Below are 23,681 nucleotides of genomic sequence, written 5' to 3'. Positions count from 1 at the left end.
CAGAGGGGTTCCGGTTCTGTATTAGGAACATCCCTCGAACAACGCCTCTCCCCGTGTCGATTAGTTGAACTGATTCGGTTCTGGAATCGCTTTACCAGTCATTAAAACCGTGTCATCTGGCGAAATGGAGCGTGGGTGGGTTCAACCTCGTGCTATCGTTCTCATGTTTTAAATATGATTTCGAAATAGCGCACGTTGATGAGCAACTCGCGAAGCCCTACCGATCCGAGTGGAAACGGGCGAAGCGCAGATAATACGACACGGAAGGCATCAGCGAGTAGTGCTGGGCACATGTCCGAATCAACAGTAAAAGCCGGTTCTTATCAGGAGGTCGAACAGGGAGAGACGTACGCTCACAGAGAGTATGGGCTGGTCGAAATCTCTGGAATCTGGAAGGGAACCGAACAACTCGAGCGGGTTCGTTACATGGACGAGAAGGATACGATCATCGTTCGATTTACGACACGTAACTCCGACGAACGAGCACGTGAGTTCGCGGAAACGTTCACCAACTTTGTCCGTGACCTCGAGTAAGAAAGTCTCAGAAAATCCGGCAGAAGTAAGTGTGCTTTTTTTAACTAACGGCATTGACCGATCACAGTATCGGTACAAAGCCGCTCACCGCCCGACAGCGTCCACGTACGATCGAATCCCACGAGTCTGTCCGTGTGCACCGCCAGAGATCCGGTTCGAACTAACGATGATTGAACGGCAGAACCCATGCTCACCAGATCAACCCGGGCCATCCTGATCGCAGCCGTCGGAATCGTCCTCATCCTGCACAGCTTTGCGGCGACCGGGATCGTCGTCGGAGAATCAACGAGCGAACCCACGACACACAGTCGTAACGATGCGGGGCTGATCAAGCCCCCCGATACGGTCGATAGCAAGTCGTCCGAGACGACACTCTCGGTATCGCCCTCCACGGTCACGTCCATCGTCTTTCTGGCTGGGCACGCCTACTCCGGGAGTTCCGATCCGCTAGAACACGACGTCCGCCAGGACATTTACGAGACGGTCCACCAGACGTCCGGGATCTACATCGGTGATCTTCGGGAAACCCACGACCTCCACCGCTCGACCCTCCGGTATCACCTCGAGGTGCTCGAACAGGAGGAGTTACTCGCCTCCGAGACGGTATTTGGGAAGATCTGGTACTATCCTGCCGGGAGCGACACGAATCAGCTCCGCGCCGCACTCACGCACGAACCGACCGGAGACATCCTCGAGGCGATCGCTCGCCTCGAACCCGTCAGCGTAACGGATCTCGCGAACGAAGTCGACCGGTCTGACAGCACGGTGTCACACCATCTGGAACGCCTCGAGGATAAAGGACTGGTCGAACAGGAACGTGGTAGCACGACGGTACTTTCACGGTTGGCACCAGAGGCCCGTGCCGAATTCGAAACGACGTCGGAGCTGGGACAGTGGACAGATTGACGAAGAGCCAGTCCCTCCACCACCTCGGTTAATGGCTATTACCTGTCAAGTTTGAAGGATTGGTCAGAACGCCCATATCAAACGGATTCGAACATCCGGGTATGGAGGGATAACGCGATGAAAGTCGTGAACAATCAGTTGCCCTCCTTTCATCAGTCGGCAGATATCTTGCTCGTCGAAGACAACGCTGGCGACGTTCGTCTTACCGAAGAGGCCTTCAAGGACGGGCAAATCGCGAACACGCTCTACGTCGTGAACGACGGCGTTCGCGCCCTGGACTTTCTCTACCAGCGTGGTGAGTACAAGGATGCGCCGCGGCCCCACGTCGTCCTCCTCGATCTGAGCCTCCCGCGAATGAACGGCGACGAAGTTCTCCAGAAACTTAGAGCTGATCCCGAGTTCGAACGGCTTCCGGTCATCGTCCTGACGACGTCAGAAGCGCAACACGACTTCGTGAGATCGATCGTCCCCGAGGCCGACGCCTATCTCGAGAAGCCGATCGACCCCGATGACTTCATCGATACCGTCCGTACGTTCGAGTCCGTCTGGCTGTCAGTCGGCTGGGCGGAAGAACGAAGAGAGTGACGGTTGGTCCGGGCAGTCATCTCTCGACGTGATCACTCCCCGAGCGTTTCGTCGGTGAACTCGAGCGTCGTCTCACCGGTCGCGTTCCGTTCGTTTCCGTCCTCCGTACCTTCCGCGATGGACGTGTTCTCGAAGAGCAGGCGGCGACCGAGCCTCGAGATGCGGTAGGCAGTCGCCTCGTCGTGGGCGACGACCAGGTCGTGCATCTCGAACGTTCGGCACCGTTTCGTGACGTGCGAGGCCGAGTAGGGCAGATTGAGCGAGAGACTCTCGGGAGTGACCCACCCGAGATGGGTCGCGAGTTCGACCAGGATCGGTCGATCAGACGGGTCCATCCATGCTCCGTCATCGCGCATACGTACACGTGACCCGTCATCGGTGCCCCCCATCAATCTACGCTGCTGTCGCACGCCGTGAGTCTGTAGACCGAAAGCTGTAAGCATTCTCCTCAAATCTCCGTACGTCGCGTCGCTCGTTCGGACCCGGACTGAGTCACAGTCCCGGCGTCCGTCACTATCTTTAAACAACGAGAGAATCCCGCCGTTCACGGCGGGCGTGAATCGCGTCGGTCGACTACATAAATCACGAACTACAGCACACCGAGTACCCCACGAAACAAGGTTTAATACAATTGGCCTCCTGAATCTGGTTAGGCCAAATGAAGTACAACCTTCAAACCGGGTCGCACACGGTATACGCGCTCCAATATCACTTTGTGACCGTCACGAAGTACCGTGCGGCTATCCTCACCGAAGAAATCGCAGAACGTATCGGTGAGATTGCGAACGAACTCTCGGAGGACTTCGGGGTTGACATTCAGAACGTGAATGGCGGGGCCGACCACATCCACATCCTGTTCACCGCGAAACCGACCACTGACATAACGAAGTTCATCAATTCGCTAAAGGGCGTGACGTCACGGAAGGTTCGGAGCGAGTACCCTGAAGTGAAACAGACGCTCGAAGATTCGTTCTGGCAACCGGGATACTTCCTCGCCAGCACGGGGCAAGTGAGCATTGACGTTCTCATGGACTACGTGGAGGATCAGTAATGTCGGCCACGGCGAACAAGACTCTCGAAGCAACACTTGCCCCGCCAACAGCGCACAAAGAGGAGAAGCTACAGGATACCCTCGAGACGTACCGCGAGGCGCTTCAGGATGCGTTTGCCTCCGGTGCAGATACGATGGGCGGAGTCTCCGAGGTAGTGACACCGTTCAACCTTCCGTACCAAGCGAAGGCTGCACTCTGTAGCTACGTCAAGAAGCTCCGAACGACGTACAATGCCCGTGAGATCGACGACGAACATCCGCTCCGACTCACGAACCAGGCTGCGACGTTCGACCACTCGAGCGAACGTGAGTATGAGTTTACGTGGTGGGCACCGCGACCGGGGCACGGAACGAACTTCTGGATTCCGCTTCGAATCAACCCGGAGCAAGAAGCCCTCTGGCACGATCTACTCACCGAGGATGCGAAAGCCGGTCAGATTCGGCTTCAGCGTCACCGGAAGAACTGGGTACTTCACGTCACCGTCGAGTACCCGATTGAAGAACCGACGACGGACGGTGACACCACACCAGTCGGGCTTGATATCGGCGAGACTGCGCTAATTACGGCTGTGGCCTTAAGCGCGGTACGCCGACAAGACCCGTTCTTTGGAGTGGCAAGCGTGCGAAACACCTCCGAAAGGAAATGTCGACCACGCTTCAGCGACTACAGGAACGCGATGCTGAATGGCGCATTGACGAACGGTTCGACTACTACCAAAACGCGCTTACGGATATTCTCGAGAAGGCCAGCTGCGAAGTCGTCGAATACGCTGACACCTTCGAGAATCCGGTGATCGTGATGGAGGACTTGACGTACATCCGCGAGAACTTGGACTACGGCAAGTACATGAACCGGCGTCTTCACGCATGGGCCTTTGCACGGCTTCAGGATCGTGTTGAGGACAAAGCGACGGACGCTGGTATCCCAGTCGAATACGTGAATCCAGCCTACACGTCCCAGACGTGCCACGAGTGCGGACACGTCGGGAAGCGAAGTACACAAGCGGAACTCCGATGTACGAACGACGACTGTCACGTCTCGACGTTTCAGGCGGATATCAGTGCAGCAGCAAGCATCGCTAAGCGGGTCGACCCGTGGGGAGAGAGTTGCACTTGGAAACCGTGTGACGATGACTCGCCACAGGATGGGAGCGGTTGTGACACCGCCGTAAGACCACCTAAGCCGAGCGCACCTACGCAAATGACGCTTGGAGCGTATGAGTCTTAAAACCTTACCGGCAAGTCCGGTATTCCTACTGCGTGGGAGGCCTCGCCGTTGACGGCGAGGAGGATGTCACCCGGTCCTGTACAGCTTGCCGTGTTCGTCGTAACGCGCCTCGAGGATGCGATCGAATTGCTCACCCGAGAGGTCGACCTCGAGAGCCCCGAGGTTCTCCTCAAGCTGGTCGACCGTCCGCGCGCCGATTATCGGGACGCAGTCGAAGTCGGGCTGGTCGATCAGCCAGCGAATCGCGACCTGGGCGGGCGAGGCGTCGCACTCGTCGGCGATCTCCCGGACCGCTTCGAGGACGTGCCAGCCGCGCTCTGAGACGTAGTAGTCCAGAAAGCGGTCGTCAAGCTGGGCGCGCGTCCCCTCGGGGGCCTCGAGGTCGTAGGTATCCTCGCCGGCGCGGTCGTACTTCCCGGTCAGGAAGCCCCCCGCCAGCGGCGAGTACGGACAGACCGCGAGGTCCTGGTCGGCACAGACGTCGAGGTACTCGGCGACGTCCTCGTAGTACGCCGCGTGGAAGAGCGGCTGGGTGACCGTGAACGCCTCGTAGTTGTTGACGTCGGCTTTCCACAGCCCCTTCGTGAGCTTCCAGGCGTCGGCCGTCGAGAGGCCGACGGAGTGGACCTTGCCGTCGCTCACGAGGTCGTCGACGGTCCGAAGCGTCTGCTCGATGGGCGTCTCGTCGTCGAACCGGTGGAGGTAGAGCACGTCGAGGTAGTCCGTCCCGAGGCGCTCGAGCGAGCCCTCGACTTCCGCCCGGACGTTCTTCTTCGAGAGGTTCTCCTGGAAGCGCGAGACGGTCGACCAGTAACACTTCGAGGCGACGACGAAGTCCTCGCGATCACGGTCGGCGAGCCACTCGCCGATCCAGCGCTCGGAGTCCCCATCGCCGTAGCCGTTGGCAGTGTCGATGAAGTTCCCGCCCCGATCGGCGAACGCCGACAGCAGGTCGTGGGCCGTCTCGCGATCGGTCTCGAGGACCCCGTTCGATTCCTGGCCGAAGCGCCACGTGCCAAGACAGAGTGGCGAGACCTGTAGTCCCGTCGTCCCGAGTCGTCGGTAGTGCATACAGTGTCACTGCCACTGCGAGCGGGTTAAGGGTTCCAGTGACTAGACCGCAACCGATGCCCCACCGACGAGTCCAGCGGTCACGAGAAGCCTCCCGAGACTGCCGACAAACGTCGCAATCGCGAATCGCAGGTAGTTCTTATCGAGGACCGCGAACGCGTAGATCGAGATCGTATCGGGGAAGAACGGGACCGACAGCGCCAACGCGAGACCGGCGTACCCGTATCGCCGGGCGAGTTGGGTGGATCGCTTCTCTGACCACTCCAGGACGTCCCATCTCGAGCGCCGAACCCAGCGGACGATCGGTCCGGATTGTTTGACCTCTTGACCGATGTGAAAGGCGAAGACGCTTCCGGCGGCCTTTCCGAGTGCGCTCACGAGCATAATAGTCGAGAGATGTACCCACGAGGGAAGCCCGAGGTCGAGGGGCGCGAGCAGGACGATTTCGCTCGGTCCGGGAAGTGCGAACGCGATCAGAAACGAGTAGACGAAGATAATACCCATTCCGGGCCAGCCCGTCGCCGACTCGACGAGCGCCTCGAGGTTCCCGCCAATCGCGATCGACAGTTCGGCTACGAAAAACGGTGTCAAGTGTATCATGCGGCTGTGTGGGACGTGCGTTGGAACGTTGTCCTCGCTTCGCATCCGACCGACTCGAACCTGTCGATGCGGGCTCGTCCCGATCGTGCGCTCCGTTCACAACTCTCGTTCGACACGTGGCGCTACCGAGGCAACGCCGTCCTCGGTGATGACCTCGCACCGGAGGCAGCCGGTGAACGAACCGAAAAGCGGGCGAATCGTACGCTGACTGGAAATGGGCGGTACCTCCTCACAGGACGGACATGTCTCGAGGACGGTCCCTCGATCCAGCGTTACCGGAACATCCCTCGGGCCTGCATCGGCTCTTCTTGCTGGTCCTGACCCTGGGGCTGCATCTGCTGGGCGAGTTGTTGTTTCTGGCGTTGGATCTCCTCGGCTTGCTCGCGGAGTTCGTCGGTGTCGACGTCGAACTCGACGAGTGGTTCGAGCGCGTTCTCGATGACAGACCGGGCCGCAGCCGGGTCAGGGACCCGTGGATCCGCCCGGACGAGTAGGAGTGCTGCCGGCACGTCCGCCTGGTAACACGCGGAGACGAGGGCGCCGGTCACGCCACCGACGGCCCCGGAGTCCGCCGCGAGTTCGATCCCCGCCGCCTCGAGTTCGTCTCGCAGTGTCTCGGTCGTGGCGGCTCCGATAACCTCGCCCCGTTGCTCCTCGGACTGGGCGGGCGCCCCGGCGAGGAAAATCGCCTGGTTGAAGTCGTCGACCAGCTCGTCGAGCACGCACCCACTCAGGTCGGTGAACGCGTCTTCCGGGATCGGTACGTCGCTCTGGAGTGTCAAGACGTCGGGGTCCGTCCCGCTGTAGACGCGAACCGTGTCCTGGACGAGTCCGTCCGCGAACGAGGCGACGGGTGGAAACGAATCGGATCGGATCGACCCGTACTGCTCGAGTCCCAGCTGGTCGGTGAGTTGATCGACCGCAATCGAGGCGACCAGCCCGTGTCCTGGCAGTCCCTCGATCAGCGTCGGTTGCGCCGCGTCGGGGTTGGACGACCGGTGGAATTCGACTCCGTCAGAGGGTGGCGTCATACCCGACGGACTACATCAGCCCGTCACATATGCGTGGGGGACGCAGGGTGGGTTCTTGTGAACTACCTCGGGGTAGAGTGGTTCGAAAGGACAAAAGCCATTCGTCATCACGGAAGACCGGAGATTATCCGACGCCTCTGAGGAACTTGTCTTGTCCATCTGTAGAAATTGATTTCGATGGTTTCTGGACGCCGTCGAACCGGTATGTCACCTCTATCCGGTCCGGTACTGATCGCGGTCATAACGAGGGTCACGATGTCGCCGATCACGGCCCGGACTGGAAGCGTATACGAACGCTCTCGCTGTCGAACTGTCTTCCCGCCCGATCACGCCCACGGATGGCCACGTAAAGAAGCGACGGGTCATCGATCCTTTTCATCAGAAAACGTAAACGCTTCCCCCAAACCTGTGTCGTGTTAACATGATCCTCGGTCGATGCCGACGATCCGCTGGACCACAACCCGAGGAACGACCATTGCCACTGCAAGATATCGCCCGCCCACGAAACGAACTTGTATCGGCCAGACCAGACACGCCGCTTCCCGAACTCGCCCAGTTGATGGACGAGCGCCGGGTCGGGTGTGTGGTGATCGAACGCGAAAACAGACCCGCAGGGATCGTCACCGATCGCGACCTCGGCATGCGGGCCGTCGGAGCAGGAAAAGACTCCACCGAGTTGACCGCACGCGACGTCATGACCGACGACCCGTACACCGCCGAGAGCGGTGACGGCGTCTTCGAACTCTGCGCACAGATGCGCGAACACGGCGTCCGTCGGATGCCGGTCGTCGAAGACGGCGAACTCACGGGGATCGTCACGCTCGACGACCTGGTCGTCCTCCTCAAGGACGAAATGCACAACATCTCGTCCGTGATTAGGGAGGAATCGCCGCCGTACTCGGCGTAGGTCGGCCGCTTTTTCCCAACGCCCTCCTCGTGACGACTCCGCGAAGACTGTGGGAGGAAAACCCGTGACGCTCCCGCGCCCCCCGTTTTACAGCCTTGGATCCAGTACGAAACGTATGATTGACCACAACCGCGCGCTCGTCGTACTCGGGTTTTCGGAGACGTCCCGGCGACTCCTGGAGTACGCTGGCAGACACGCTCAGGAGTGTGACGTGGAGTTGATCCTCCTGACCATCATGCCGACATCGGAGTTTCAGGAGCGCGATCGGGCGCGCCTCGCCATCCCGCACGTCGAGAAGTCGTATACGGTCGGGGAAGCCGAAGAAGAGGGCGTGCGTCACGCAAAGCGTCTTGCCAGGGAGGCCCTCGAGGGCTTCGACGTGTCCTACGAGATCGAATCCCACGTCGGACGACAGGCTAGCCTCGTCCTCGAGCGCGCCCGCGACCGCGACTGTTCGACGATCTTCATGGCAGGTCACCGGAACGGTCCGTGGCAAAACACCACCTTCGACAACGTGATGGCGGAGGTCGTCTCGGCGTTCGAAGGCCCCGTCACCGTGATGATGGGGCCGGAGCGCGACCGCGATATCGGAAACTCCGTCTAGCGGTTTCGTCTTACGCTTTCACCGCTGGTCAGCACAAATTAAGGGAGAGTCCCCGGCCTTGCGGAGCAACCGAAGGGGGCAAGTAGGGCACGGTGGGTTACACAGATTCGAGGAGAAAGCCCACGACTTCAGTCGTGTGGAGGATGTCAAGAAGTGATATCTGGTGTGACCGGCAGAGAAGGTGATGCGATATCGCGGTAGGCGCGAGGGAGCGCCGGGAGACTCATCCCTCCGGGCTGCCTCTCGAATGGTATGGACGTCACGGTCTACGGTCCGTTACGCGGCGCCACCGGGGCGAAGACGGTTACCCTCCAGTGCGACCCCGATACGGTCGCCGAGGTCGTCGACGCGTTTGTACAGGCGTATCCGCGCGCTCGTCCCCAGCTATTTACTGAGGATGGTGCGCTCCGTCCGAGCGTTCGCGTGACGGTCGATGGCGGCCGGGCGAGTTTCGACGACTCCTGTCCTGCGGGTGCGACTGTCTCTCTCTTCCCGGCGATTCAAACTGGTAGAAGGCGGATTCCCCGGGCCACCGCGCCCGGGGAGGAAGGCGACAACCAACAGTATAAAAATCATTAAGTAACCAGGCCTCTTCTTTGAAGATAGAGTGGACGACTACCTGAGACGCACAGCCATCACTCGACTCGTCTTGAGTGACGAGCAAGACGCTGAATTGCTCGAAGCCACGATTAGCGACTGGCAACACGGAGCCACACTCGCCTCTCAAATCGGTTGGGACGAAAACGAGGACTCCAAATATGGGCTCCAGAAACTCGCGTACTCTGATGTGCGCGAGGAAACTCGTCTCGGGAGTCAACACGCTATACTCGCCACTCACCAAGCCGCAAGCGCACTCACAGGCGTCAGAGAACTCAAAGACAAAGGCCGCAAGGTATCCTGTCCAGAGTTCACTAGCCCAACCATCAAGTACGATGCGAACACGCTGACGCTCTTTGAGGACAACACCGTCTCACTCACCACAATCGAGAGTCGAGTCCGGTGCGAACTCGCCCTTCCGGAAGATGAAGGCGGCTACCAGTACCAATTCCTGAACGACGACGAGTGGAGCGTCACCGAAAGCACGCTCACTGCTCGTGACGGGGACTACTTCTTGCACCTCGGGTTCCGCAAACCGAATCCGTTCGATAAACAAGAGTCTCCTGCCGAGGACAGAACAGTTCTCGGAGTAGACCTCGGCATCCAACGCCTCGCCGTCACCAGTACAGCACACTTCGAGTCAGGGAAGAAACTGGTTCACGACCACGACCAATTCGAACACGTCCGTGGTGGACTCCAACAGACTGGAACACAGTCAGCTCACCGAACCATCGTTGGTCGAGAAACCCGCGAAGAACGGTACTCGCGGGACAAACTGCACCGAGTCTCGAACGCGATTATCGAGGAAGCCGTTGAACACGAATGTTCTCACATCGTGTTCGAGGACTTGTCGTACATCCGCGACCGGATGCCGAACGCAAAGAAGCTCCACCAGTGGGCGCACCGAAAACTCATCCAGTTCGTGACGTACAAAGCCGAAGCACGCGGGATTCGTATCGAGTTCGTGGATGCGGCATACACGAGTCAGAGATGTAGTGAGTGTGGCCACACGAGCCGTGGGAATCGACCTGTGCAATCCCACTTCGAGTGTGTGAAGTGCGAGAAAACACTTCACGCGGATTATAATGCGGCGAAAAACATCGGGTGGCGGTTTGTCCGTCGTGGGCTCAACGACTCACGGCGGACGGGCAACAGTCAACTTGCCCTCAAGTCAGGGACAGTGACGCCGAACCGGGGGTTCATCCCGTACTCCATAGCGAGGTAGAGGCTGAGAACACTGACAAGCCCCGCGCCACCGTGCGCGGGGTTGTTGACGACGCATACGTTCCATACGTCTCCTGCCGAGTTTCCGAACGCTCAGAGGTCGTACTGCTCGCGGACGACCTCGGCGATCCCTCGCGCCTCGAGGCGATCCATCGGGGCGAGCATGGTAAGCTGTACGACGCCCGGGAGACGGCCGATTTCGACGCCGCCGGTGAACGTACAGCGCGCTCGGACCTCGCCCTCGGACATCTCGAGGAGGTCGCTAGCCCGTGCGAACGCGTTCTCGGTCGCGTCGTTGATCGTCGCCCCAGAACCGATGATCTGGATCGGGCCGACGTCCTCGACGGGCTCTACGCCGTACTCGACGCCGAGGTCCCGTCCTCGTTCGAGTTCGGCATCGGTGAAGGGCTTGCTGATGTGAGGCAGATCAGACTCGTTGGGCAACAGGAGCGGCCCCGCGAGCTCAAGGCCTTCGATGACCTCGACGTCGAACGTCGTACGCCCGCTGACGTCCGTGGTGTGTAAGGAGAGTTCGCCGTCGCCCTGATTGGCGTGCATGTCGCCGACGTAGATGCCGCCGCCGTCGACTTTCACCGGACAGACGAGGACGGCCCCCTCCCGTACCGCGTTGACGTCCATGTGGCCGTCGGTACGCTGTTCGAGGTCGGCTTCGGTCTCGAGGCCCCAATCGTGGTCAGCACCAATGAGGAACTGCCCGAAGTCGCCGGCGTTGTGTGAGTCTGGCATTTCGATCGGCGGCGTTGTCCCAATGTTACCGAGAAACGGCCGAAGGTGACCGAGCGTTCCCGGTATCTCCGATGGCTTGTACAGCACGATAGGGTGCTGGCGGGAGTGCTCGGGAAGTGCCATTGCCGCTTCGGCGCGGTCGGCGAGTTCGTCGGCGGCTTCGGCGTCCATCGTGAGGCCGACCTGCCGATCGTCGTCGAAGGCGACGGTGTACCCGAACTCGAACCCGAACGCCGAAGCGTTAGCTCCACACTCCGCACAACGGATCGACTCCTCGCCGGTACCCTCAACGACGCTGTCCGGCCAGTCGGTCCCGCATTCGGGACACCGGTGATCAACGAACGGATCATCTCCAAAGGCGTCCGCGCGCTCGACCATGCTGCCAGTGCTGGTCGCGACGCTCGTCACCTCAATGTCACGGATTTTGATCGCGATGGCGTCGCCGATTTCCGCGTTCTCGACACGAATTGGTCGGGTGACTTCGTGCCCCCCTCGAAACGAGGGAGTGATCATCGGTCCCCAGCACGCTGGCGGCGTGTGCGTCGTAACGGTGCCGCCGTCAGCGACGGTTCCTGCCCATTCCTGATCGGGTCCGACGAGGCCGAGCGTGTATTTGTCGACGGACAGCTCAGGCTGAATCTCGCGTTGTGCCATGTTGGATGGTATCTCACCACACGGCTTAACCATTGTTTGCTACGAGCGAGAATTTCTTCTCCGGGCTCAGTGCACAGATTTTCCCTCGGCGAGAGCCATCGCCCCGTACAGGCCGATGAAGTCCCCGAGTGGCGTCACCTCGAGCGTCGGGCGTTCGACGAACAGATAGTCGTCGAGGTGAGCCTCGATGGCCTCGAGGAGGACTTCGGCGTTGTTCAGTGCGACCCCGCCACCCACCGTCACCAGCCCCGGGTCGTGGGCGTTACAGACCCCGCCGAGGCCCGCGGCGTTCAACCGGCCGATTCGCTCGAGGTAGTCCTCGGCAACCTGATCGCCGGCGTCGACGGCCTCGAACACCGCCTCAGCGGTCACGGTCTCGTGATCGAGCGTCGTCTCCCGGGACTCCTCGGCGAGCAGGGAGCGAACGTACTGCGCGATTCCTCGCCCGGAGCAGTACGCCTCCCACGCCCCGCGCACGCCGCAGCTCTCGAGGTCCCCGTCCGCGACGATCGGTAGCAGGCCGACCTCGCCGGCGTGACCGTGCTCGCCCCGGAGCAGGTGCCCGTCTTCGACGACCCCGCCGCCGATCCCGGTTCCGAAGGTGACGTGGGCGACCGTGCGGTAGTCCGCGCCGGCGCCGAAGGCGTACTCCCCGAGCGCTGAGGCGGTGCAGTCGTTCGCAACCGCCGTAGGGAGGCCAAACGACGCCTCGATTCGCTCGGCGAGTCGTACCTGCGGAACGGTCTCCCCGCCGGGTGTGTCGAACGAAAAGACCGTGCCCGCGTCGTCGACGAGGCCGGCCGTGGCGATGCCGACCGCGTCGAGGTCGCCGTCCGCGTTCGCGGCCAGGCGCTCGAGCGCCTCGAGCGTCTGGGTCTCGAGTTCGTACGGTCGTGTCGGTTCGGTCGTGACCTCCCCCAGGAATCCTTCAGACGGCGATCCGAGAACGGAGCGAAAATTCGTACTGCCAATGCCGAAGACGGCGATCCGATTCATTGGACTCGAAAAATCGGCAGAAGGGTAAAGGTATGCTGGTATTAAGCGGGTGTGAGCATCGAGAGCATCGTTCTCGAACAGTTAGCGAGTACGTCACATGACAAATTCCGCGTGTGCAACAGTCCCGCTGGCGAGCCCGATTCCGTCGAGTCCGCTGGCGAACCTACTTTGGTCGAGTTATGAATTCACGCGTCTCGAGACAGTCGACCGATAATGTGACATCCTCCCACGACTAAATGCCCTTCAGGGCGGGATTCTCGTCTACGGAGACGAGGAAGCAAAAACGGCCGACGAACGCCGACTCGAACAACGCGTCGCCGACACGGAAGAGCAACGGGAACGACAGCAACGCGAATTCATCGATCGCCTCGCAAGGGGCGATATTTGAGGGGAGTCTCCTATCAGCAGACGAATCGTTTACTGACAGCGTAGCCGTTCACTGATCATAACCGGCCATTACCACATTATTCCTCTCGAGATCAACGAGACGCCGGAAGTACGGTCGAACACCGAGAACGGCCCGCGTAACCAACCATAGCTGTCCGTAAACCACTGATGACTCTACGTTACGGCGCTCGTACTTACCACCGACGACCACACAGTCACGCCTCGAGATGGCTCCCGCGATCGCTCACTTCCTCGTCGGCGCCTCGCTCGTCCTCCTGGTGGCAGCGCCGCTGGCGGCCCGGTACGACCTCGACGGTCGGTGGCCGCTGTGGCTGGTCGTCGTCGGCGGCATCTGGGGGCTGGGTCCGGACATCTACCACGTCACGCCGGTGTATCAGGCCCCGCTCGAGACGTTCCACTATACTTCGTGGGCCGACCTGTTCGCCTTTCACCACACCCTCGACCGGCCGTTCGTCCGCGCGCGGTACGACGCGAGCGTGTTCGGCGCAATCGCGCTCTTCCTGGGTGCGGTGAGCGTGTACACGGTCGCAGACGTGCTAGAACTGCGGAGGAAGGGAACCGAGGAGCCAGCACGGCCGACGCTGTCGTCTCCGTCGTTGCTGTTTCTCAGCGCGGCGATCCTCGGTGGGCTCGTGAGCCTGCTCGTGTACGCGACGATCGCCTGAGCGGTACGCTTCTCGAATACCAATCGAAACACGTTCTACGGTCGCGAAAATTGGATCGAGCCGTCAGTCGTCCATCGGCATCGTCATCGGCTCGACGCGCTCGCCGCGCGGGCCCTCGAGGTCCACCCCGGGGAGTAAATCCCGCAGGTACAGCCCCGTGTAGGAGTTCTCGCTCCGGGCAACCGCTTCGGGCGTACCCGTCGCAACGACCTCACCGCCGTTCTCGCCGCCCTCGGGACCGAGGTCGATGATGTGGTCAGCGTTTTTCACGAGGTCGAGTTCGTGCTCGATGACGACGACGGTGTTGTCGTTGTCCGTCAGGCGGTGGAGCACGTCGATGAGCTTGCGCTCGTCTTCCGAGTGCAGTCCCGTCGTGGGCTCGTCGAGCAAGTAGAGCGTGTTGCCCGTGTCTCGCTTCCCGAGTTCCTCGGCGAGCTTGATCCGCTGGGCCTCCCCGCCCGAGAGCGTGGTCGAAGGCTGGCCCAGTTTCATGTAATCGAGGCCGACGTCCTTCAGGAGCTGGAGGCGACGGCGCAGCTGGCTCGAGGACTCGAAGAAGTCGTAAGCCTCCTCGACGGACATCTCGAGGACATCCGCGATGGTCGCGTCCTTGTAGGTGACGTCGAGGGTGGCGTCGTTGTACCGAGCGCCGCCACAGGCCTCGCAGGGGACGTAGACGTCCGAGAGGAAGTTCATCTCGATCTTTACCGTTCCCTGCCCACCACACTCCGCACAGCGGCCCTCCTTGACGTTGAAGGAGAACCGTCCCTTCTCGTAGCCGCGCTGTTTGGCGAGTTTGGTCTGGGCGAACAGCTCTCGGATGTAGTCGAAGACGCCGGTGTAGGTCGCCGGGTTCGAGCGCGGGGTGCGCCCGATGGGCGACTGGTCGATCAGTCGAACGGTTTCGATCTGGTCGATCCCCTCGATGGCGTCGTGATCGCCCGGAATTACGGAGGTGTTGTCGTTCATCTCCCGTGCCAGGGCCTTGTAGAGCACCTTGTGCATCAGGGTCGACTTTCCAGAGCCCGAGACGCCCGTGATCGCCGTGAAACACCCCATCGGGATGTCCACGTCCACGTCGTCCAGGTTGTGCTGGCGGGCCCCGTGGATCGTCAGCGCGCCCTGTGGCTCGCGGCGCTCTTCGGGGACGGGAATGCCCTTCCGCCCGGAAAGATAGTCGCCAGTGATCGACTCCTCGCAGGCCTTGACCTCCTCGAGCGGTCCGTTGACGACGACCTCGCCGCCGCGTTTCCCGGGCCCGGGGCCCATGTCGATGACCTGATCGGCCCGACGCATCGTCTCCTCGTCGTGTTCGACGACGAGCAGCGTATTGCCGATGTCTCGAAGCTCACAGAGCGTGTCGAGCAAGCGGTCGTTGTCGCGCTGGTGGAGCCCGATGGAGGGCTCGTCGAGGACGTAGAGGACGCCGACGAGGCCGGAACCGACCTGCGTCGCCAGTCGGATGCGCTGGCTCTCGCCGCCCGAAAGCGTCGAGGCCTCCCGGTCGAGGGTGAGATACTCGAGGCCGACCTCGCACATGAAGCCCAGGCGGGCGCGAATCTCCTTGAGGATCTCCTCGGCGATGGTGAGGTCGCGACCCGACAACTCGGCTTCGAGCCCCTCGAAGTGCTCGAGGGCGTCGCCGATGGACAGGCGGTTGACCTCGTCGATCGAGGTCCCGCCGACGCGAACGTGGCGAGACTGTTCCTTGAGCCGAGAGCCGTCGCAGGCCGGACACTCCGTGACGGCCATGTACTTCTCGATGTGATCGCGCGTGCCGTCGGAGTCGGTCTCGAGGTAGCGCCGGTCGAGATTGGGGATGACGCCCTCGAAGCGCTTGGTCTTGCGCCGGATGCCGTTTTTGGTGCGGCGTTTGAAGACCACCTGGCGGTTCGTGCCGTAGAGGAACTGGTCCTGGATACTCGCATCGAGTTCTTCCCACGGCGTCTCGAGGCTCACGTCGAAGTGCTCGGCCACCGAGTCGAGTCGCGTCTGATAGTACGAGCGGTTGTAGCTCCAGGGTTCGAAGACGTGTTTGAGCGACTTCGAGGGGTCCTGGATCACTAGATCCTCGTCGACCTCCTTGGTCTTGCCCAGCCCCTCACACTCGGGACAGGCACCGTGCGGGCTGTTGAACGAGAAGCTACGGGTCTCGATTTCGCTGAACTGGAAATCGCTGTTCGGATTGCCCAGCGCCGTCGAGAACTCGACGGTCAGGCGGTGGTCGCCCTCACCAGCAAGGTCTCCTGTCGAGCGGGTATTCGACCCCAGGTCGATCTCGTCGCTCGGGTCGGGGATGATGAGTTTGAGGACGCCGTCGGCCTCCTCGAGGGCCGTCTCGACGCTGTCGGTGATCCGGGGACGGGCCTCCTCGCTGATCTTCACGCGGTCGACGATCACGTCGATGGTGTGGTCGTAGTTCTTGTCGAGGTCGGGTTTCTCGGTCGCGAGGTCGACTTCCTCGCCGTCGACTTCGACTCGAGAGTACCCCTCGGTCAGCAGTTCCTCGAACAGGTCCTCGAAGGCCCCCTTCTGGTCACGGACGATCGGGGCGGCGATCTTCGCGCGGGTGCCCTCCGGCAGGGCCATTACCTGCTGGACCATGTCCTGGGCGCTCTGGGTGCCGACTTCCTCGCCCGTGATCGGATCGTACTGCGTGCCGACGCGGGCGTAGAGCAGACGGAGGTAGTCGTGTAACTCAGTGACGGTCCCGACGGTCGACCGGGGATTGTTCGCCGCGTTCTTCTGGTCGATGGAGATGGCGGGCGAGAGCCCTTCGACGGTCTCGACCTGGGGCTTGTCCATCTGTCCGAGGAAGTTGCGGGCGTACGCCGAGAGACTCTCGATGTAGCGGCGCTGACCTTCGGCATAGACCGTGTCGAACGCGAGGGAGGACTTTCCGGATCCGGAGAGTCCGGTGACGACGGTGAACGATTCACGCGGAATCGAGACGTCGACATCCTTGAGGTTGTGTTCCTGTGCCCCACGGACGTCGATCTGGTCCTTGCTCATCGCTGCCCTCGTCTCGATTTGCGCGGTCGTTCGGCGGCTCGATTCATATACTGAACAGCGCGGAAACCCACGGGTGAAGTCGTGGGAGGAGCGCGTCGGTCGCGCCGCCAGCCACCGCGCGGTGGCTGGTTGGTTTCGGTACCATTATCGTTCGTGGGTGTGTCTTGCATGGTAGTTCTGGTGGGCCGAACGTGTCTGCCAGTACGGGCCGGTGTAATGCGGCCCCGGACAGACCGTCCCGGCGATGTGCCGAAACTCGGGGACGATGCCGCTGTCCCTCCGAGGCGGATTTCACCGCCCGCGAAACAGCCGCGTTCGAGTCCACCGGGAATTAAAGCGGTGTGGGTCAGTGCCTCCGCGCTGGAGAGTGGGCTTCCATACCCCTGTACCCCAGTGGGACACAAACCCCCGCTCGGGAGTACCCGTCCGTGGAATAGAGTAATTCCACACGGGGAACTGCTGGCGTGTAATCCGCCTGCGAGTTGCCGAGTCGTGGGCCGAAACCCCTCACGGGGGAAAGCCCATGACTTTAGTCGTGGGTACATTACGTACCATAGCCAGTAGCCGAACCGACTTAACGAGACTGATACTGACCTATCTCAAGTCGTGATACCAGGGATCGTGAATTACCGAATAGTCGGTGGTTCCCAACGTGTGGGGGACTCGATGTAAGTGAGCGATCTACTTCACTCGAGGCTCGATACCCGTCCGGACGTCACGTAAAAGGGCACCGTCTCCGTCCGCTCGTAGGTGCTCGCTTGCATCTGTTCGATCACGTCCCGCCCCATCTCGCGCCAGGCTCGCCGCAGGTCGTCGTAGCCTTCGTCCGTAAGGTCGCTCTCGAGCATCGTCGCCCGATCGTCGGCCAGTCCGGCCCCCGTCGCCTTTCGGCGGGCGACCGTCAGCGCGTGCTCGTCGTAGGGCGGTTCGATCGAACGGTCGTGGTCGTAGCGGGAGGTGGTGACGTCCTCGAGGTCGACCGACTCGAACACCTCTCGAGCACCGGCGCCGAGAGTCACGTCCGTCTCGATGCCGCCGAGGTAAGCCCGGCGAGCGCGGCGCTCGAGGGTCGCTTCCCGCGGGACTGTGGATTCGACGGTGACGGCGCCGTTGTCAGGTTCGACGGCGGCGACGCCCTCGCTCGAGACGCGGGCGAACTCCTGGACGGCTGCGGCCGGGTCGGGCAGGTTGATCAGGAGGGCCTGACAGAGCACGAGGTCAAAGCTGTCGTCGGCGAATGGGAGGCGAGTGGCGTCGCCCTGGACGACGGGGGCTGCCGACGTTTCTGCGTCCACTGGATCGCGAGCGAACTCGAGCAACGACCGGTCGACGTCACACCCGACGACCTCGCCAGGACACTCCTCGGCGAGGACGCGAGTGAGTTCGCCCGAGCCACAGCCCACGTCCAAGACGCGCTCGCGGGAAGCGAGGTCGAGACTCGAGAGGGCTTCACGGGAGTCGGCCCACATGCCCTCGCGGGTCCGGCGGAGGTAGGCTTCGGAGAACGCGCGCACGCCTCGAGGTTGCGGGTGGCGGGTAAAAAGGCGTCTGGATTGTGGCGACGAGGCGGTCTCGAGCTACGTGGGCGCTGGCGAATTGTGAATCGGGGGTCGACGTCAAGTAGCCTCAAGCGATGTCCAGCACCCTCGAGTGATTTCGATCGATACACAGCGCCCTGATCGACATCGAGCATTGATGCGACGTCGGTGGCCACAGCCCAGGCAGGGCCGTCGGCCTGGCACACACAAGAGGTACAACACGTCCCACCGTAGTGTGACTCGAGAACGATGCTCGAGACGGTCGGAATCGTACTGTTCGTGCTGGTGGTGGGGTTCGTGCTGTTTCTCCCGTCGATTGCCATCTCCTGGTGGCAGTCCAAAGAGCGGGACGACGACCACGAAGAGCGAGAGAGTCGCTGACGCGGCGTTTCGATCGGTTGAGGAAGATTTCGATGATTTATGAGAGTTCGCCGCCCACCCCGAGCATCCTCGAGGAGCAGATCAGGCCTCTTCGGCGGCGTATCGAAACGCCCGAAGCACGTTCCGTCCGTCCTCGGTGAGGGTGACGTACTTCTCGCGACCGACCTTATCGACCTCGAAGTACCCCTTCTCCAGCAAGGGATTCACGACGTGCCGATCCAGCAGTCGATAGTAGCCCTTCCGCGTCGTCGCCTCGGACCGCGCGACGAACGGGAACGCCGACTCGAGGGCGAAGTCGATCAGGTCTGTCTTGCTTACCCCGCGGTAGCGCCCGCTGGCCGTCTCCGCGGTCTCCGCGTCGACGTGTGCCAGAAACGCGACGTGAACGTCCGATGGTCGTTCGATGGGGTACCTTGGTAGTTCGAATATTTCCGCCACCTCCTCGTGAAGCGGTTCCTCGGGGATCCGCGACGCCTCTGGGCCGTACGACGGCCGGGCGTAGATCGGCCGTGCGCCGGTCGCCATGCAGGCGATCATGCCCGCGATGGCGGTGATCTTGCTCCCGGCGGAGAGGTTGACGAAGACGTCGTCGTCGGCGTAGTCCGCGATCGCTGCCGAAATCGTCCCAAGCGTGTCGTACAGGTCGAAGATGTCACAGGAGCGGCGGTCGACTGTGATGCGCTCGTTTGCCTCGAGTTCTTCGAGGAGCGCTCGAACGAACGGAATCTCCCGGTCGCTGTCACGGTACTCGATCGGTACGACGCGATCGGCCTTCCACCGCAGGATCGGTTCTTTCACGCGAGCGTACTCGAAGCCGAGCGGGACGACGTGAACGCGGTCGGTCACCGGCGAGTCGCGGCTCATACGTGGCCATGAACGACCAATAGTAAAAGGAATCCGTTACCGTCGTTACCAATACTACCGCCGCCCAGCGACCTGGACGAGCAACGCGCCCGCCAGCACTGCGGCCATGCCGAGACCGTCCGTGAGCGTGAGCGACTCGCCGAGGAAGATCCAGCCGAGGAGCGCCACCTGCACGAGCATCGTGTTGTTGATGACGCTCGATTCCGTCGCGGTAAGCGTCTGTAACGTCCGGTTCCAGAGGGTGAACGCGAACGCCGTGTTGACGACCGCGAGCCAGAGGACGATGGCCCAGCTCCGAAGGCTCAGCGACGGGAGGCCCTGCACGGCGATACCCGTCCCGAGGAGTAGAGCCGATCCGACCCCCATGCTGACCGTCGTTACGCCGAGCGCCGACAGCGTTCCGTCGCGATTCGCGTATCGGCCGAGGATCGACGCGAGGGCGTTCGAGAGGAGCCCAACGGCCATGATACCGAGGCCGACCAGCGCGAGGACGCCGAGGTCGAACGGGTAGAAGTAGACCCCGACGCCGACGAACAGGACTGCCATCCACAGCCACTGCCGTCGCGAGGCACGCTCGCCGAGCAGCGGGACACTACACAGGGCAACCACCGCGGGTGTGAACGTCAGGAGGAGGCTGACGGTCGCCGCTCGCAGGTACTGTAGCGCGAGGAACTGCGCCCCTTGCGTGATCGCGTACATGAACAGCCCGAGGGCGAGCAACACGGCGAGTTCTCGCCTCTCGAGCCGTCGGACGGATCGGTGCCCGCCCCCGCGGAGAAAGAGTGGAACCAGAACCACCGTCGCCACGCCGTAGCGCAACCCTGCGAACGTCACCGCCGGAATCTCCTCGAGGCCGACTTTGATGAGGACGTACGAAGACGACCAGAGGACAGTCACGAATAGTGCTTCGAAGACGGCTCGCGTACGTTTCGATCCGGATAGGCCGCCTGCTGTCTCCGTCGTATCCGCGTGAGTTCGCATCGAACGGAGGACGGCGGGCAACGATGGTAACAGTATATTCGTTACTATCGTTACTGATCGATACTGTTCGTTACTGTGCGTTACAGTCGACTGAGACTGACGAACTACAGAGCACGCCGGGGAAACGTGTAGAAGACGGGGAACTACCTCTTGCAGCGTTCATACTACTTCTCGCAGCGTTCAGTGACTGACCATGTTCTCCCGTTCTTGCTCGATTGGTGAACGCGGTCTTCCTCCCTTCCGACGCAACAGCCGCCGTTACTCGTGTTCTTCGTCCGGTGCCACCGGTTCGCCGTCTTCCATCGGCCACTCGAGTTCGACTTCGAACTCGGCTTCGTCGTCGGTGACCTCGTACTCGACTTCCAGTTCGAAGTGCTCTGGAACGTCCACCGTGAAGCCGTTCTCCCCCTGGATATCGATCGTCCCGTTCTCGACGCCGTCAGCGACTTCGCGCAAGATTGCCGCACCGTCTGACCGGCTCATCACCCGCTCGCCTTCGCGTTCCGTTTCGTCGGCTTCGGTTTCTGTCTCGTCGGCTTCCGATTCCGCTTCGGTCTCGTCTTCGTGTTCGTCGTCTGCCATACAGACAGCACCACGGCTGCTGGTAAAATAGACGTGCTTTCAACGGCACCTCTCCGCCTCGAAGATCTGTCGAACAGAGGCGATACCGAGATTCCGAATAGGAGCGATACCGAGACTCCCAAACGAGTGTCGAGGCCGGGGCTACGCCTCTCGCAGTTCCTTGACCTTCGCGATGTTCCAGGCGAAGCCCTTCCCGTCCTCGGTGGGCGTCTCGAGCGCGAACGGCAGGTCACGGAGGTCGGGGTGATTCACGATGGCGCGCATTCCGTCTTCGCCGATGTAGCCCTCGCCGATGAGCGCGTGCTCGTCCTTGTGGGTGCCCACGTCGTGTTTCGAGTCGTTGAGGTGGATGTACTCGAGGTGCTCGAGGCCGACCACGTCGTCGAAACGCCCGACGGTTTCGTCGACGGCTTCGGGCGTCGTGAGGTCGTTGCCCGCGACGAGCGTGTGGGCGGTGTCGATGCAGATACCGATGTCCTCGTCGGTTCGGTCGATGATGCCCGCGAGGTGCTCGAACTCACCTCCCAGCTTGGTCCCGCTGCCGGCGTCGGATTCGATCAGGATGGCCACGTCCTCGGGCACCTCGAGGTCGTCGATGACGCTCGCGGCGTTGTCCAGACCGCCCTCGACGCCCGCGCCGGTGTGGGCCCCGAGGTGGACGTTCACGTACGGGACGCCCAGCTGGTCGGCGGCGTCGAGTTCGGCCTGCATGCTCGCCATCGACTTCTCCCGGAGGCCCTCCTTAGGCGTACAGAGGTTGACCAGGTACGCCGAGTGGATCACCCACGGGCCCTCGAGCAACTCGTCGGTCTCCTCGCGGAAGCCGGCGGCGGCCTCCTCGCTAATTTCGGGCTGGGCCCAGACCTGCGGGGAGGTGGTGAAGATCTGGCCGCAGTTGCCGCCGAAGGCGAGCTGTCGGTGAACGGCGTTACGGACGTCGCTGTACGGTGGCGTTTCGTCGTCAGAGGAGACGCGCGATCCGGAGATTGACACGTGTGCGCCGACGTGCATGGACATATCGGGGTCTCTGTAGTGGGAGGTCAAAGGTACTTCGGACCCGGGCGCCGTGACGGACTAGAACGAGCGAGGTCGGCGCCGCAACCCCCGAGGAAATTTGCTCCTGGTCCACGGAGGGACGCCCATGGCACCTCGAATCCTCGTCGCGTTCGATGAGTCGTCCCAGGCGACCGCCGCGTTGCACCACGCTCTGTCGACGTATCCCGACGCGGAGATCCACGTACTTCACGTTAGCGACCCTCGAGAATGGTCCGGCACCGAGGGAATGGATGGGTTCTACTCCGACGACGCCTACAAAATTTCGCAGGAATCCGCCGAGCGGTTGCTCGAGGAGGCGATCGATATCGCGGCGGAGTACGACGCGGACGTGACGACTAGCACGACGATTGGGAAGGCGTCGTCGTCCATCGTGCGCTACGCGGAAGAGAACGACGTCGACCACGTCGTACTCGGCAGCCACGGCCGCCGCGGGCTGTCGCGGTTCCTGCTCGGGAGCGTCGCCGAACGCGTCTCGCGTCGTTCGCCGGGGTCAGTGACGATCATTCGCGAACCGGAAGCGAAGAAGGTGGCCTGATCCGGTCCCAGTGAGCGCCGCTCGTTCGACGGTCGAGCCACGATCACCGACTCGAGTACGACGCATATCGCGCTGACGGGCACTTTCCCCACTCTTCACGTCGGCGCTAGAACAGCCGCACGTCGATCCCACCGTAGTAGTTGACGAATCCCAGGGCGAGCAGGTACAAGACGCCGCCCAGCACCATGAGCGAGACGGTGAGCGAGAGCGGAAGGTCCGACGGCACCAGTTCAAATCCGTGGAGTGCCACCCCAACGAGTGCGAGAGCGAGGATCCACAGAGACAGCACCGCGACGGCGAAGACGGCACGATCGACGGTACTCATGAGATCCCCGACGCGTTCGGGGGTCTGCACTCCAAAGGTGAGAAGCGACGATCGATTCGATTCCAGTGCATTTCATTTCCACGCGGCCAGGTACTCGCCGAGGTCCTCGTGCAACTGTCGCGCCTGTGATTCCGTGAGGTCGACGATCGCATTTCGGCGATGCTCGGAGGATTTCGACTCCGGAAACGGCCGAAAATAGCCGTCGATCTCGAGTATTCGTTCGCCGTCGCGCTCTCGCACTCGCAGGTCGATCTCGTCGTACTGCATGCACCGACGTACACCCTCGAGTACGAAAATACCGAAGTGGCGAGCAAGCTGTTCGAAACCGCCGCACCCCTCTGCGTCTCCAGACGTTAAGGTCCCTCTTGGAGGAATCGTCCTTCCTGCTCGTAGATCGCGACCAGTTCGGCGATGAACTCCTCGAGCGTTTCGTCGTCCTCGAGGTGGCTTTCCATGCGCTCCGCGAGGTCGTCGTCGAGTTCGATCGTGCGGGTCATCGATGGGGAAAACGGGCCCCAACTCGATAAAACATCACCCGAACCAGGCCCGGACCCCGACCCGACTGGCCGAAGGCGTCTCCCGCGATGGTGACGCTCGGG

Annotated in this window: 25 protein-coding genes and 2 pseudogenes; 12 read left to right on the top strand and 15 right to left on the bottom strand. The window is 61.8% G+C overall.

The features are described 5' to 3' along the window. Positions 1–291: 291 nt before the first annotated feature. The 3 genes from NGM29_RS05600 to NGM29_RS05590 all read left to right on the top strand — a co-directional run bounded on the left by NGM29_RS05600 (position 292) and on the right by NGM29_RS05590 (position 2,025). Complete coding sequence (locus NGM29_RS05600; protein ID WP_254159450.1) at positions 292–534, top strand: hypothetical protein; 243 nt, start codon at positions 292–294, stop codon at positions 532–534. Positions 535–720: 186 nt separating this feature from the next. Next, entirely contained in the window at positions 721–1,440 is a 720-nt protein-coding gene (locus tag NGM29_RS05595) for a winged helix-turn-helix transcriptional regulator (protein WP_254159449.1), read from the top strand. Positions 1,441–1,557: 117 nt separating this feature from the next. Then, a complete protein-coding gene (locus NGM29_RS05590; RefSeq protein ID WP_254159448.1) occupies positions 1,558–2,025 on the top strand; it encodes a response regulator in 468 nt (155 codons plus the stop codon). 32 nt (positions 2,026–2,057) lie between these two features. Here NGM29_RS05590 and NGM29_RS05585 read toward each other — a convergent pair whose 3' ends face one another. Beyond that, positions 2,058–2,381 carry a hypothetical protein gene (locus NGM29_RS05585; protein WP_254159447.1) on the bottom strand — a complete coding sequence of 108 codons (324 nt, stop codon included), beginning with the start codon at positions 2,379–2,381 and terminating at the stop codon, positions 2,058–2,060. Positions 2,382–2,683: 302 nt separating this feature from the next. Between NGM29_RS05585 and tnpA the strand changes: the two genes are divergently transcribed. Beyond that, positions 2,684–3,076 (top strand): IS200/IS605 family transposase, encoded by a 393-nt coding sequence (gene tnpA / locus NGM29_RS05580; protein WP_254159446.1) that lies wholly within the window; start codon positions 2,684–2,686, stop codon positions 3,074–3,076. Further along, positions 3,076–4,304, top strand: a pseudogene (locus NGM29_RS05575) (RNA-guided endonuclease TnpB family protein). Before tnpA ends, NGM29_RS05575 begins: the two are co-directional and overlap by 1 nt. 66 nt (positions 4,305–4,370) lie before the next feature. Here NGM29_RS05575 and NGM29_RS05570 read toward each other — a convergent pair. The 3 genes from NGM29_RS05570 to NGM29_RS05560 all read right to left on the bottom strand — a co-directional run bounded on the left by NGM29_RS05570 (position 4,371) and on the right by NGM29_RS05560 (position 7,006). Further along, positions 4,371–5,375: an aldo/keto reductase gene (locus NGM29_RS05570; protein ID WP_254159445.1), complete on the bottom strand. Its 1,005-nt coding sequence runs from the start codon at positions 5,373–5,375 to the stop codon at positions 4,371–4,373. Between the two features lie 42 nt (positions 5,376–5,417). Next, a complete protein-coding gene (locus NGM29_RS05565; RefSeq protein WP_425499231.1) occupies positions 5,418–5,975 on the bottom strand; it encodes a YqaA family protein in 558 nt (185 codons plus the stop codon). Positions 5,976–6,247: 272 nt separating this feature from the next. Beyond that, a complete protein-coding gene (locus NGM29_RS05560) occupies positions 6,248–7,006 on the bottom strand; it encodes a proteasome assembly chaperone family protein (RefSeq protein WP_254159444.1) in 759 nt (252 codons plus the stop codon). Between the two features lie 475 nt (positions 7,007–7,481). Between NGM29_RS05560 and NGM29_RS05555 the strand changes: the two genes are divergently transcribed. From NGM29_RS05555 to NGM29_RS05540, 4 genes and pseudogenes are all read left to right on the top strand, one after another. Next, positions 7,482–7,913, top strand: a complete 432-nt coding sequence (locus NGM29_RS05555; protein WP_254159443.1) for a CBS domain-containing protein — start codon at positions 7,482–7,484, stop codon at positions 7,911–7,913. A gap of 115 nt (positions 7,914–8,028) precedes the next feature. Then, a complete protein-coding gene (locus NGM29_RS05550) occupies positions 8,029–8,517 on the top strand; it encodes a universal stress protein (protein ID WP_254159442.1) in 489 nt (162 codons plus the stop codon). Between the two features lie 252 nt (positions 8,518–8,769). Beyond that, complete coding sequence (locus tag NGM29_RS05545; protein WP_254159441.1) at positions 8,770–9,096, top strand: MoaD/ThiS family protein; 327 nt, start codon at positions 8,770–8,772, stop codon at positions 9,094–9,096. A gap of 28 nt (positions 9,097–9,124) precedes the next feature. Continuing rightward, positions 9,125–10,362: pseudogene (locus NGM29_RS05540) on the top strand (RNA-guided endonuclease InsQ/TnpB family protein); the annotation flags it as partial. 69 nt (positions 10,363–10,431) lie between these two features. Here the strand turns inward: NGM29_RS05540 and NGM29_RS05535 are convergent. Then, positions 10,432–11,739, bottom strand: a complete 1,308-nt coding sequence (locus NGM29_RS05535) for an acetamidase/formamidase family protein (protein ID WP_254159439.1) — start codon at positions 11,737–11,739, stop codon at positions 10,432–10,434. 66 nt (positions 11,740–11,805) lie between these two features. Continuing rightward, on the bottom strand, positions 11,806–12,735 hold the full coding sequence (locus tag NGM29_RS05530) for an ROK family protein (RefSeq protein WP_254159438.1): 930 nt from the start codon (positions 12,733–12,735) through the stop codon (positions 11,806–11,808). 614 nt (positions 12,736–13,349) lie between these two features. Between NGM29_RS05530 and NGM29_RS05525 the strand changes: the two genes are divergently transcribed. After that, complete coding sequence (locus tag NGM29_RS05525) at positions 13,350–13,808, top strand: hypothetical protein (protein WP_254159437.1); 459 nt, start codon at positions 13,350–13,352, stop codon at positions 13,806–13,808. A gap of 63 nt (positions 13,809–13,871) precedes the next feature. Here NGM29_RS05525 and uvrA read toward each other — a convergent pair whose 3' ends face one another. After that, on the bottom strand, positions 13,872–16,820 hold the full coding sequence (gene uvrA / locus NGM29_RS05520; protein ID WP_254159436.1) for an excinuclease ABC subunit UvrA: 2,949 nt from the start codon (positions 16,818–16,820) through the stop codon (positions 13,872–13,874). 686 nt (positions 16,821–17,506) lie between these two features. Next, complete coding sequence (locus tag NGM29_RS05515) at positions 17,507–18,334, bottom strand: class I SAM-dependent methyltransferase (RefSeq protein WP_254159435.1); 828 nt, start codon at positions 18,332–18,334, stop codon at positions 17,507–17,509. A gap of 273 nt (positions 18,335–18,607) precedes the next feature. On the opposite strand from NGM29_RS05515, the gene NGM29_RS21140 reads away from it, so the two are divergent. Continuing rightward, positions 18,608–18,739, top strand: a complete 132-nt coding sequence (locus NGM29_RS21140) for a hypothetical protein (protein ID WP_256548184.1) — start codon at positions 18,608–18,610, stop codon at positions 18,737–18,739. An 81-nt stretch (positions 18,740–18,820) separates the two neighbouring features. Here the strand turns inward: NGM29_RS21140 and NGM29_RS05510 are convergent, their stop codons facing one another. The 4 genes from NGM29_RS05510 to NGM29_RS05495 all read right to left on the bottom strand — a co-directional run bounded on the left by NGM29_RS05510 (position 18,821) and on the right by NGM29_RS05495 (position 22,177). After that, entirely contained in the window at positions 18,821–19,603 is a 783-nt protein-coding gene (locus NGM29_RS05510; protein WP_254159434.1) for an HFX_2341 family transcriptional regulator domain-containing protein, read from the bottom strand. A 54-nt stretch (positions 19,604–19,657) separates the two neighbouring features. Next, complete coding sequence (locus NGM29_RS05505) at positions 19,658–20,584, bottom strand: DMT family transporter (RefSeq protein ID WP_254159433.1); 927 nt, start codon at positions 20,582–20,584, stop codon at positions 19,658–19,660. A gap of 258 nt (positions 20,585–20,842) precedes the next feature. Further along, positions 20,843–21,166: an amphi-Trp domain-containing protein gene (locus NGM29_RS05500; RefSeq protein WP_254159432.1), complete on the bottom strand. Its 324-nt coding sequence runs from the start codon at positions 21,164–21,166 to the stop codon at positions 20,843–20,845. A 141-nt stretch (positions 21,167–21,307) separates the two neighbouring features. After that, positions 21,308–22,177: a deoxyribonuclease IV gene (locus NGM29_RS05495; RefSeq protein ID WP_254160427.1), complete on the bottom strand. Its 870-nt coding sequence runs from the start codon at positions 22,175–22,177 to the stop codon at positions 21,308–21,310. Positions 22,178–22,307: 130 nt separating this feature from the next. Here NGM29_RS05495 and NGM29_RS05490 point away from each other — a divergent pair, with 130 nt between their 5' ends. Further along, the gene (locus NGM29_RS05490; RefSeq protein ID WP_254159431.1) at positions 22,308–22,757 is read left to right on the top strand and encodes a universal stress protein; all 450 of its coding nucleotides are present in this window, start codon (positions 22,308–22,310) and stop codon (positions 22,755–22,757) included. 106 nt (positions 22,758–22,863) lie between these two features. On the opposite strand, the gene NGM29_RS05485 is transcribed toward NGM29_RS05490, so the two are convergent. From NGM29_RS05485 to NGM29_RS05475, 3 genes are all read right to left on the bottom strand, one after another. Beyond that, positions 22,864–23,082 (bottom strand): hypothetical protein, encoded by a 219-nt coding sequence (locus NGM29_RS05485; RefSeq protein WP_254159430.1) that lies wholly within the window; start codon positions 23,080–23,082, stop codon positions 22,864–22,866. Between the two features lie 72 nt (positions 23,083–23,154). Continuing rightward, positions 23,155–23,349 carry a hypothetical protein gene (locus NGM29_RS05480; RefSeq protein WP_254159429.1) on the bottom strand — a complete coding sequence of 65 codons (195 nt, stop codon included), beginning with the start codon at positions 23,347–23,349 and terminating at the stop codon, positions 23,155–23,157. A gap of 86 nt (positions 23,350–23,435) precedes the next feature. Continuing rightward, positions 23,436–23,579, bottom strand: coding sequence for a DUF7557 family protein (locus NGM29_RS05475; protein ID WP_254159428.1), 144 nt, complete (start codon positions 23,577–23,579; stop codon positions 23,436–23,438). Positions 23,580–23,681: the final 102 nt, after the last annotated feature.

The organism is Natronosalvus rutilus (assembly GCF_024204665.1).
In the GTDB taxonomy this organism is placed as follows: Archaea; Halobacteriota; Halobacteria; order Halobacteriales; family Natrialbaceae; genus Natronosalvus; species Natronosalvus rutilus.
Note: the sequence above shows the minus strand (reverse complement) of the source record. Positions and strands in the feature narration are given on the sequence as shown.

Bases quoted from the DNA above. Each gene is read 5' to 3' on its own strand.
- NGM29_RS05600 (WP_254159450.1), top strand. From the start codon at position 292: ATGTCCGAATCAACAGTAAAAGCCGGTTCTTATCAGGAGGTCGAACAG.
- NGM29_RS05595 (WP_254159449.1), top strand. From the start codon at position 721: ATGCTCACCAGATCAACCCGGGCCATCCTGATCGCAGCCGTCGGAATC.
- NGM29_RS05590 (WP_254159448.1), top strand. From the start codon at position 1,558: ATGAAAGTCGTGAACAATCAGTTGCCCTCCTTTCATCAGTCGGCAGAT.
- NGM29_RS05585 (WP_254159447.1), bottom strand. From the start codon at position 2,381: ATGCGCGATGACGGAGCATGGATGGACCCGTCTGATCGACCGATCCTG.
- tnpA (WP_254159446.1), top strand. From the start codon at position 2,684: ATGAAGTACAACCTTCAAACCGGGTCGCACACGGTATACGCGCTCCAA.
- NGM29_RS05570 (WP_254159445.1), bottom strand. From the start codon at position 5,375: ATGCACTACCGACGACTCGGGACGACGGGACTACAGGTCTCGCCACTC.
- NGM29_RS05565 (WP_425499231.1), bottom strand. From the start codon at position 5,975: ATGATACACTTGACACCGTTTTTCGTAGCCGAACTGTCGATCGCGATT.
- NGM29_RS05560 (WP_254159444.1), bottom strand. From the start codon at position 7,006: ATGACGCCACCCTCTGACGGAGTCGAATTCCACCGGTCGTCCAACCCC.
- NGM29_RS05550 (WP_254159442.1), top strand. From the start codon at position 8,029: ATGATTGACCACAACCGCGCGCTCGTCGTACTCGGGTTTTCGGAGACG.
- NGM29_RS05545 (WP_254159441.1), top strand. From the start codon at position 8,770: ATGGACGTCACGGTCTACGGTCCGTTACGCGGCGCCACCGGGGCGAAG.
- NGM29_RS05535 (WP_254159439.1), bottom strand. From the start codon at position 11,739: ATGGCACAACGCGAGATTCAGCCTGAGCTGTCCGTCGACAAATACACG.
- NGM29_RS05530 (WP_254159438.1), bottom strand. From the start codon at position 12,735: ATGAATCGGATCGCCGTCTTCGGCATTGGCAGTACGAATTTTCGCTCC.
- NGM29_RS05525 (WP_254159437.1), top strand. From the start codon at position 13,350: ATGGCTCCCGCGATCGCTCACTTCCTCGTCGGCGCCTCGCTCGTCCTC.
- uvrA (WP_254159436.1), bottom strand. From the start codon at position 16,820: ATGAGCAAGGACCAGATCGACGTCCGTGGGGCACAGGAACACAACCTC.
- NGM29_RS21140 (WP_256548184.1), top strand. From the start codon at position 18,608: ATGCTCGAGACGGTCGGAATCGTACTGTTCGTGCTGGTGGTGGGGTTC.
- NGM29_RS05510 (WP_254159434.1), bottom strand. From the start codon at position 19,603: ATGAGCCGCGACTCGCCGGTGACCGACCGCGTTCACGTCGTCCCGCTC.
- NGM29_RS05505 (WP_254159433.1), bottom strand. From the start codon at position 20,584: ATGCGAACTCACGCGGATACGACGGAGACAGCAGGCGGCCTATCCGGA.
- NGM29_RS05500 (WP_254159432.1), bottom strand. From the start codon at position 21,166: ATGGCAGACGACGAACACGAAGACGAGACCGAAGCGGAATCGGAAGCC.
- NGM29_RS05495 (WP_254160427.1), bottom strand. From the start codon at position 22,177: ATGCACGTCGGCGCACACGTGTCAATCTCCGGATCGCGCGTCTCCTCT.
- NGM29_RS05490 (WP_254159431.1), top strand. From the start codon at position 22,308: ATGGCACCTCGAATCCTCGTCGCGTTCGATGAGTCGTCCCAGGCGACC.
- NGM29_RS05485 (WP_254159430.1), bottom strand. From the start codon at position 23,082: ATGAGTACCGTCGATCGTGCCGTCTTCGCCGTCGCGGTGCTGTCTCTG.
- NGM29_RS05480 (WP_254159429.1), bottom strand. From the start codon at position 23,349: ATGCAGTACGACGAGATCGACCTGCGAGTGCGAGAGCGCGACGGCGAA.
- NGM29_RS05475 (WP_254159428.1), bottom strand. From the start codon at position 23,579: ATGACCCGCACGATCGAACTCGACGACGACCTCGCGGAGCGCATGGAA.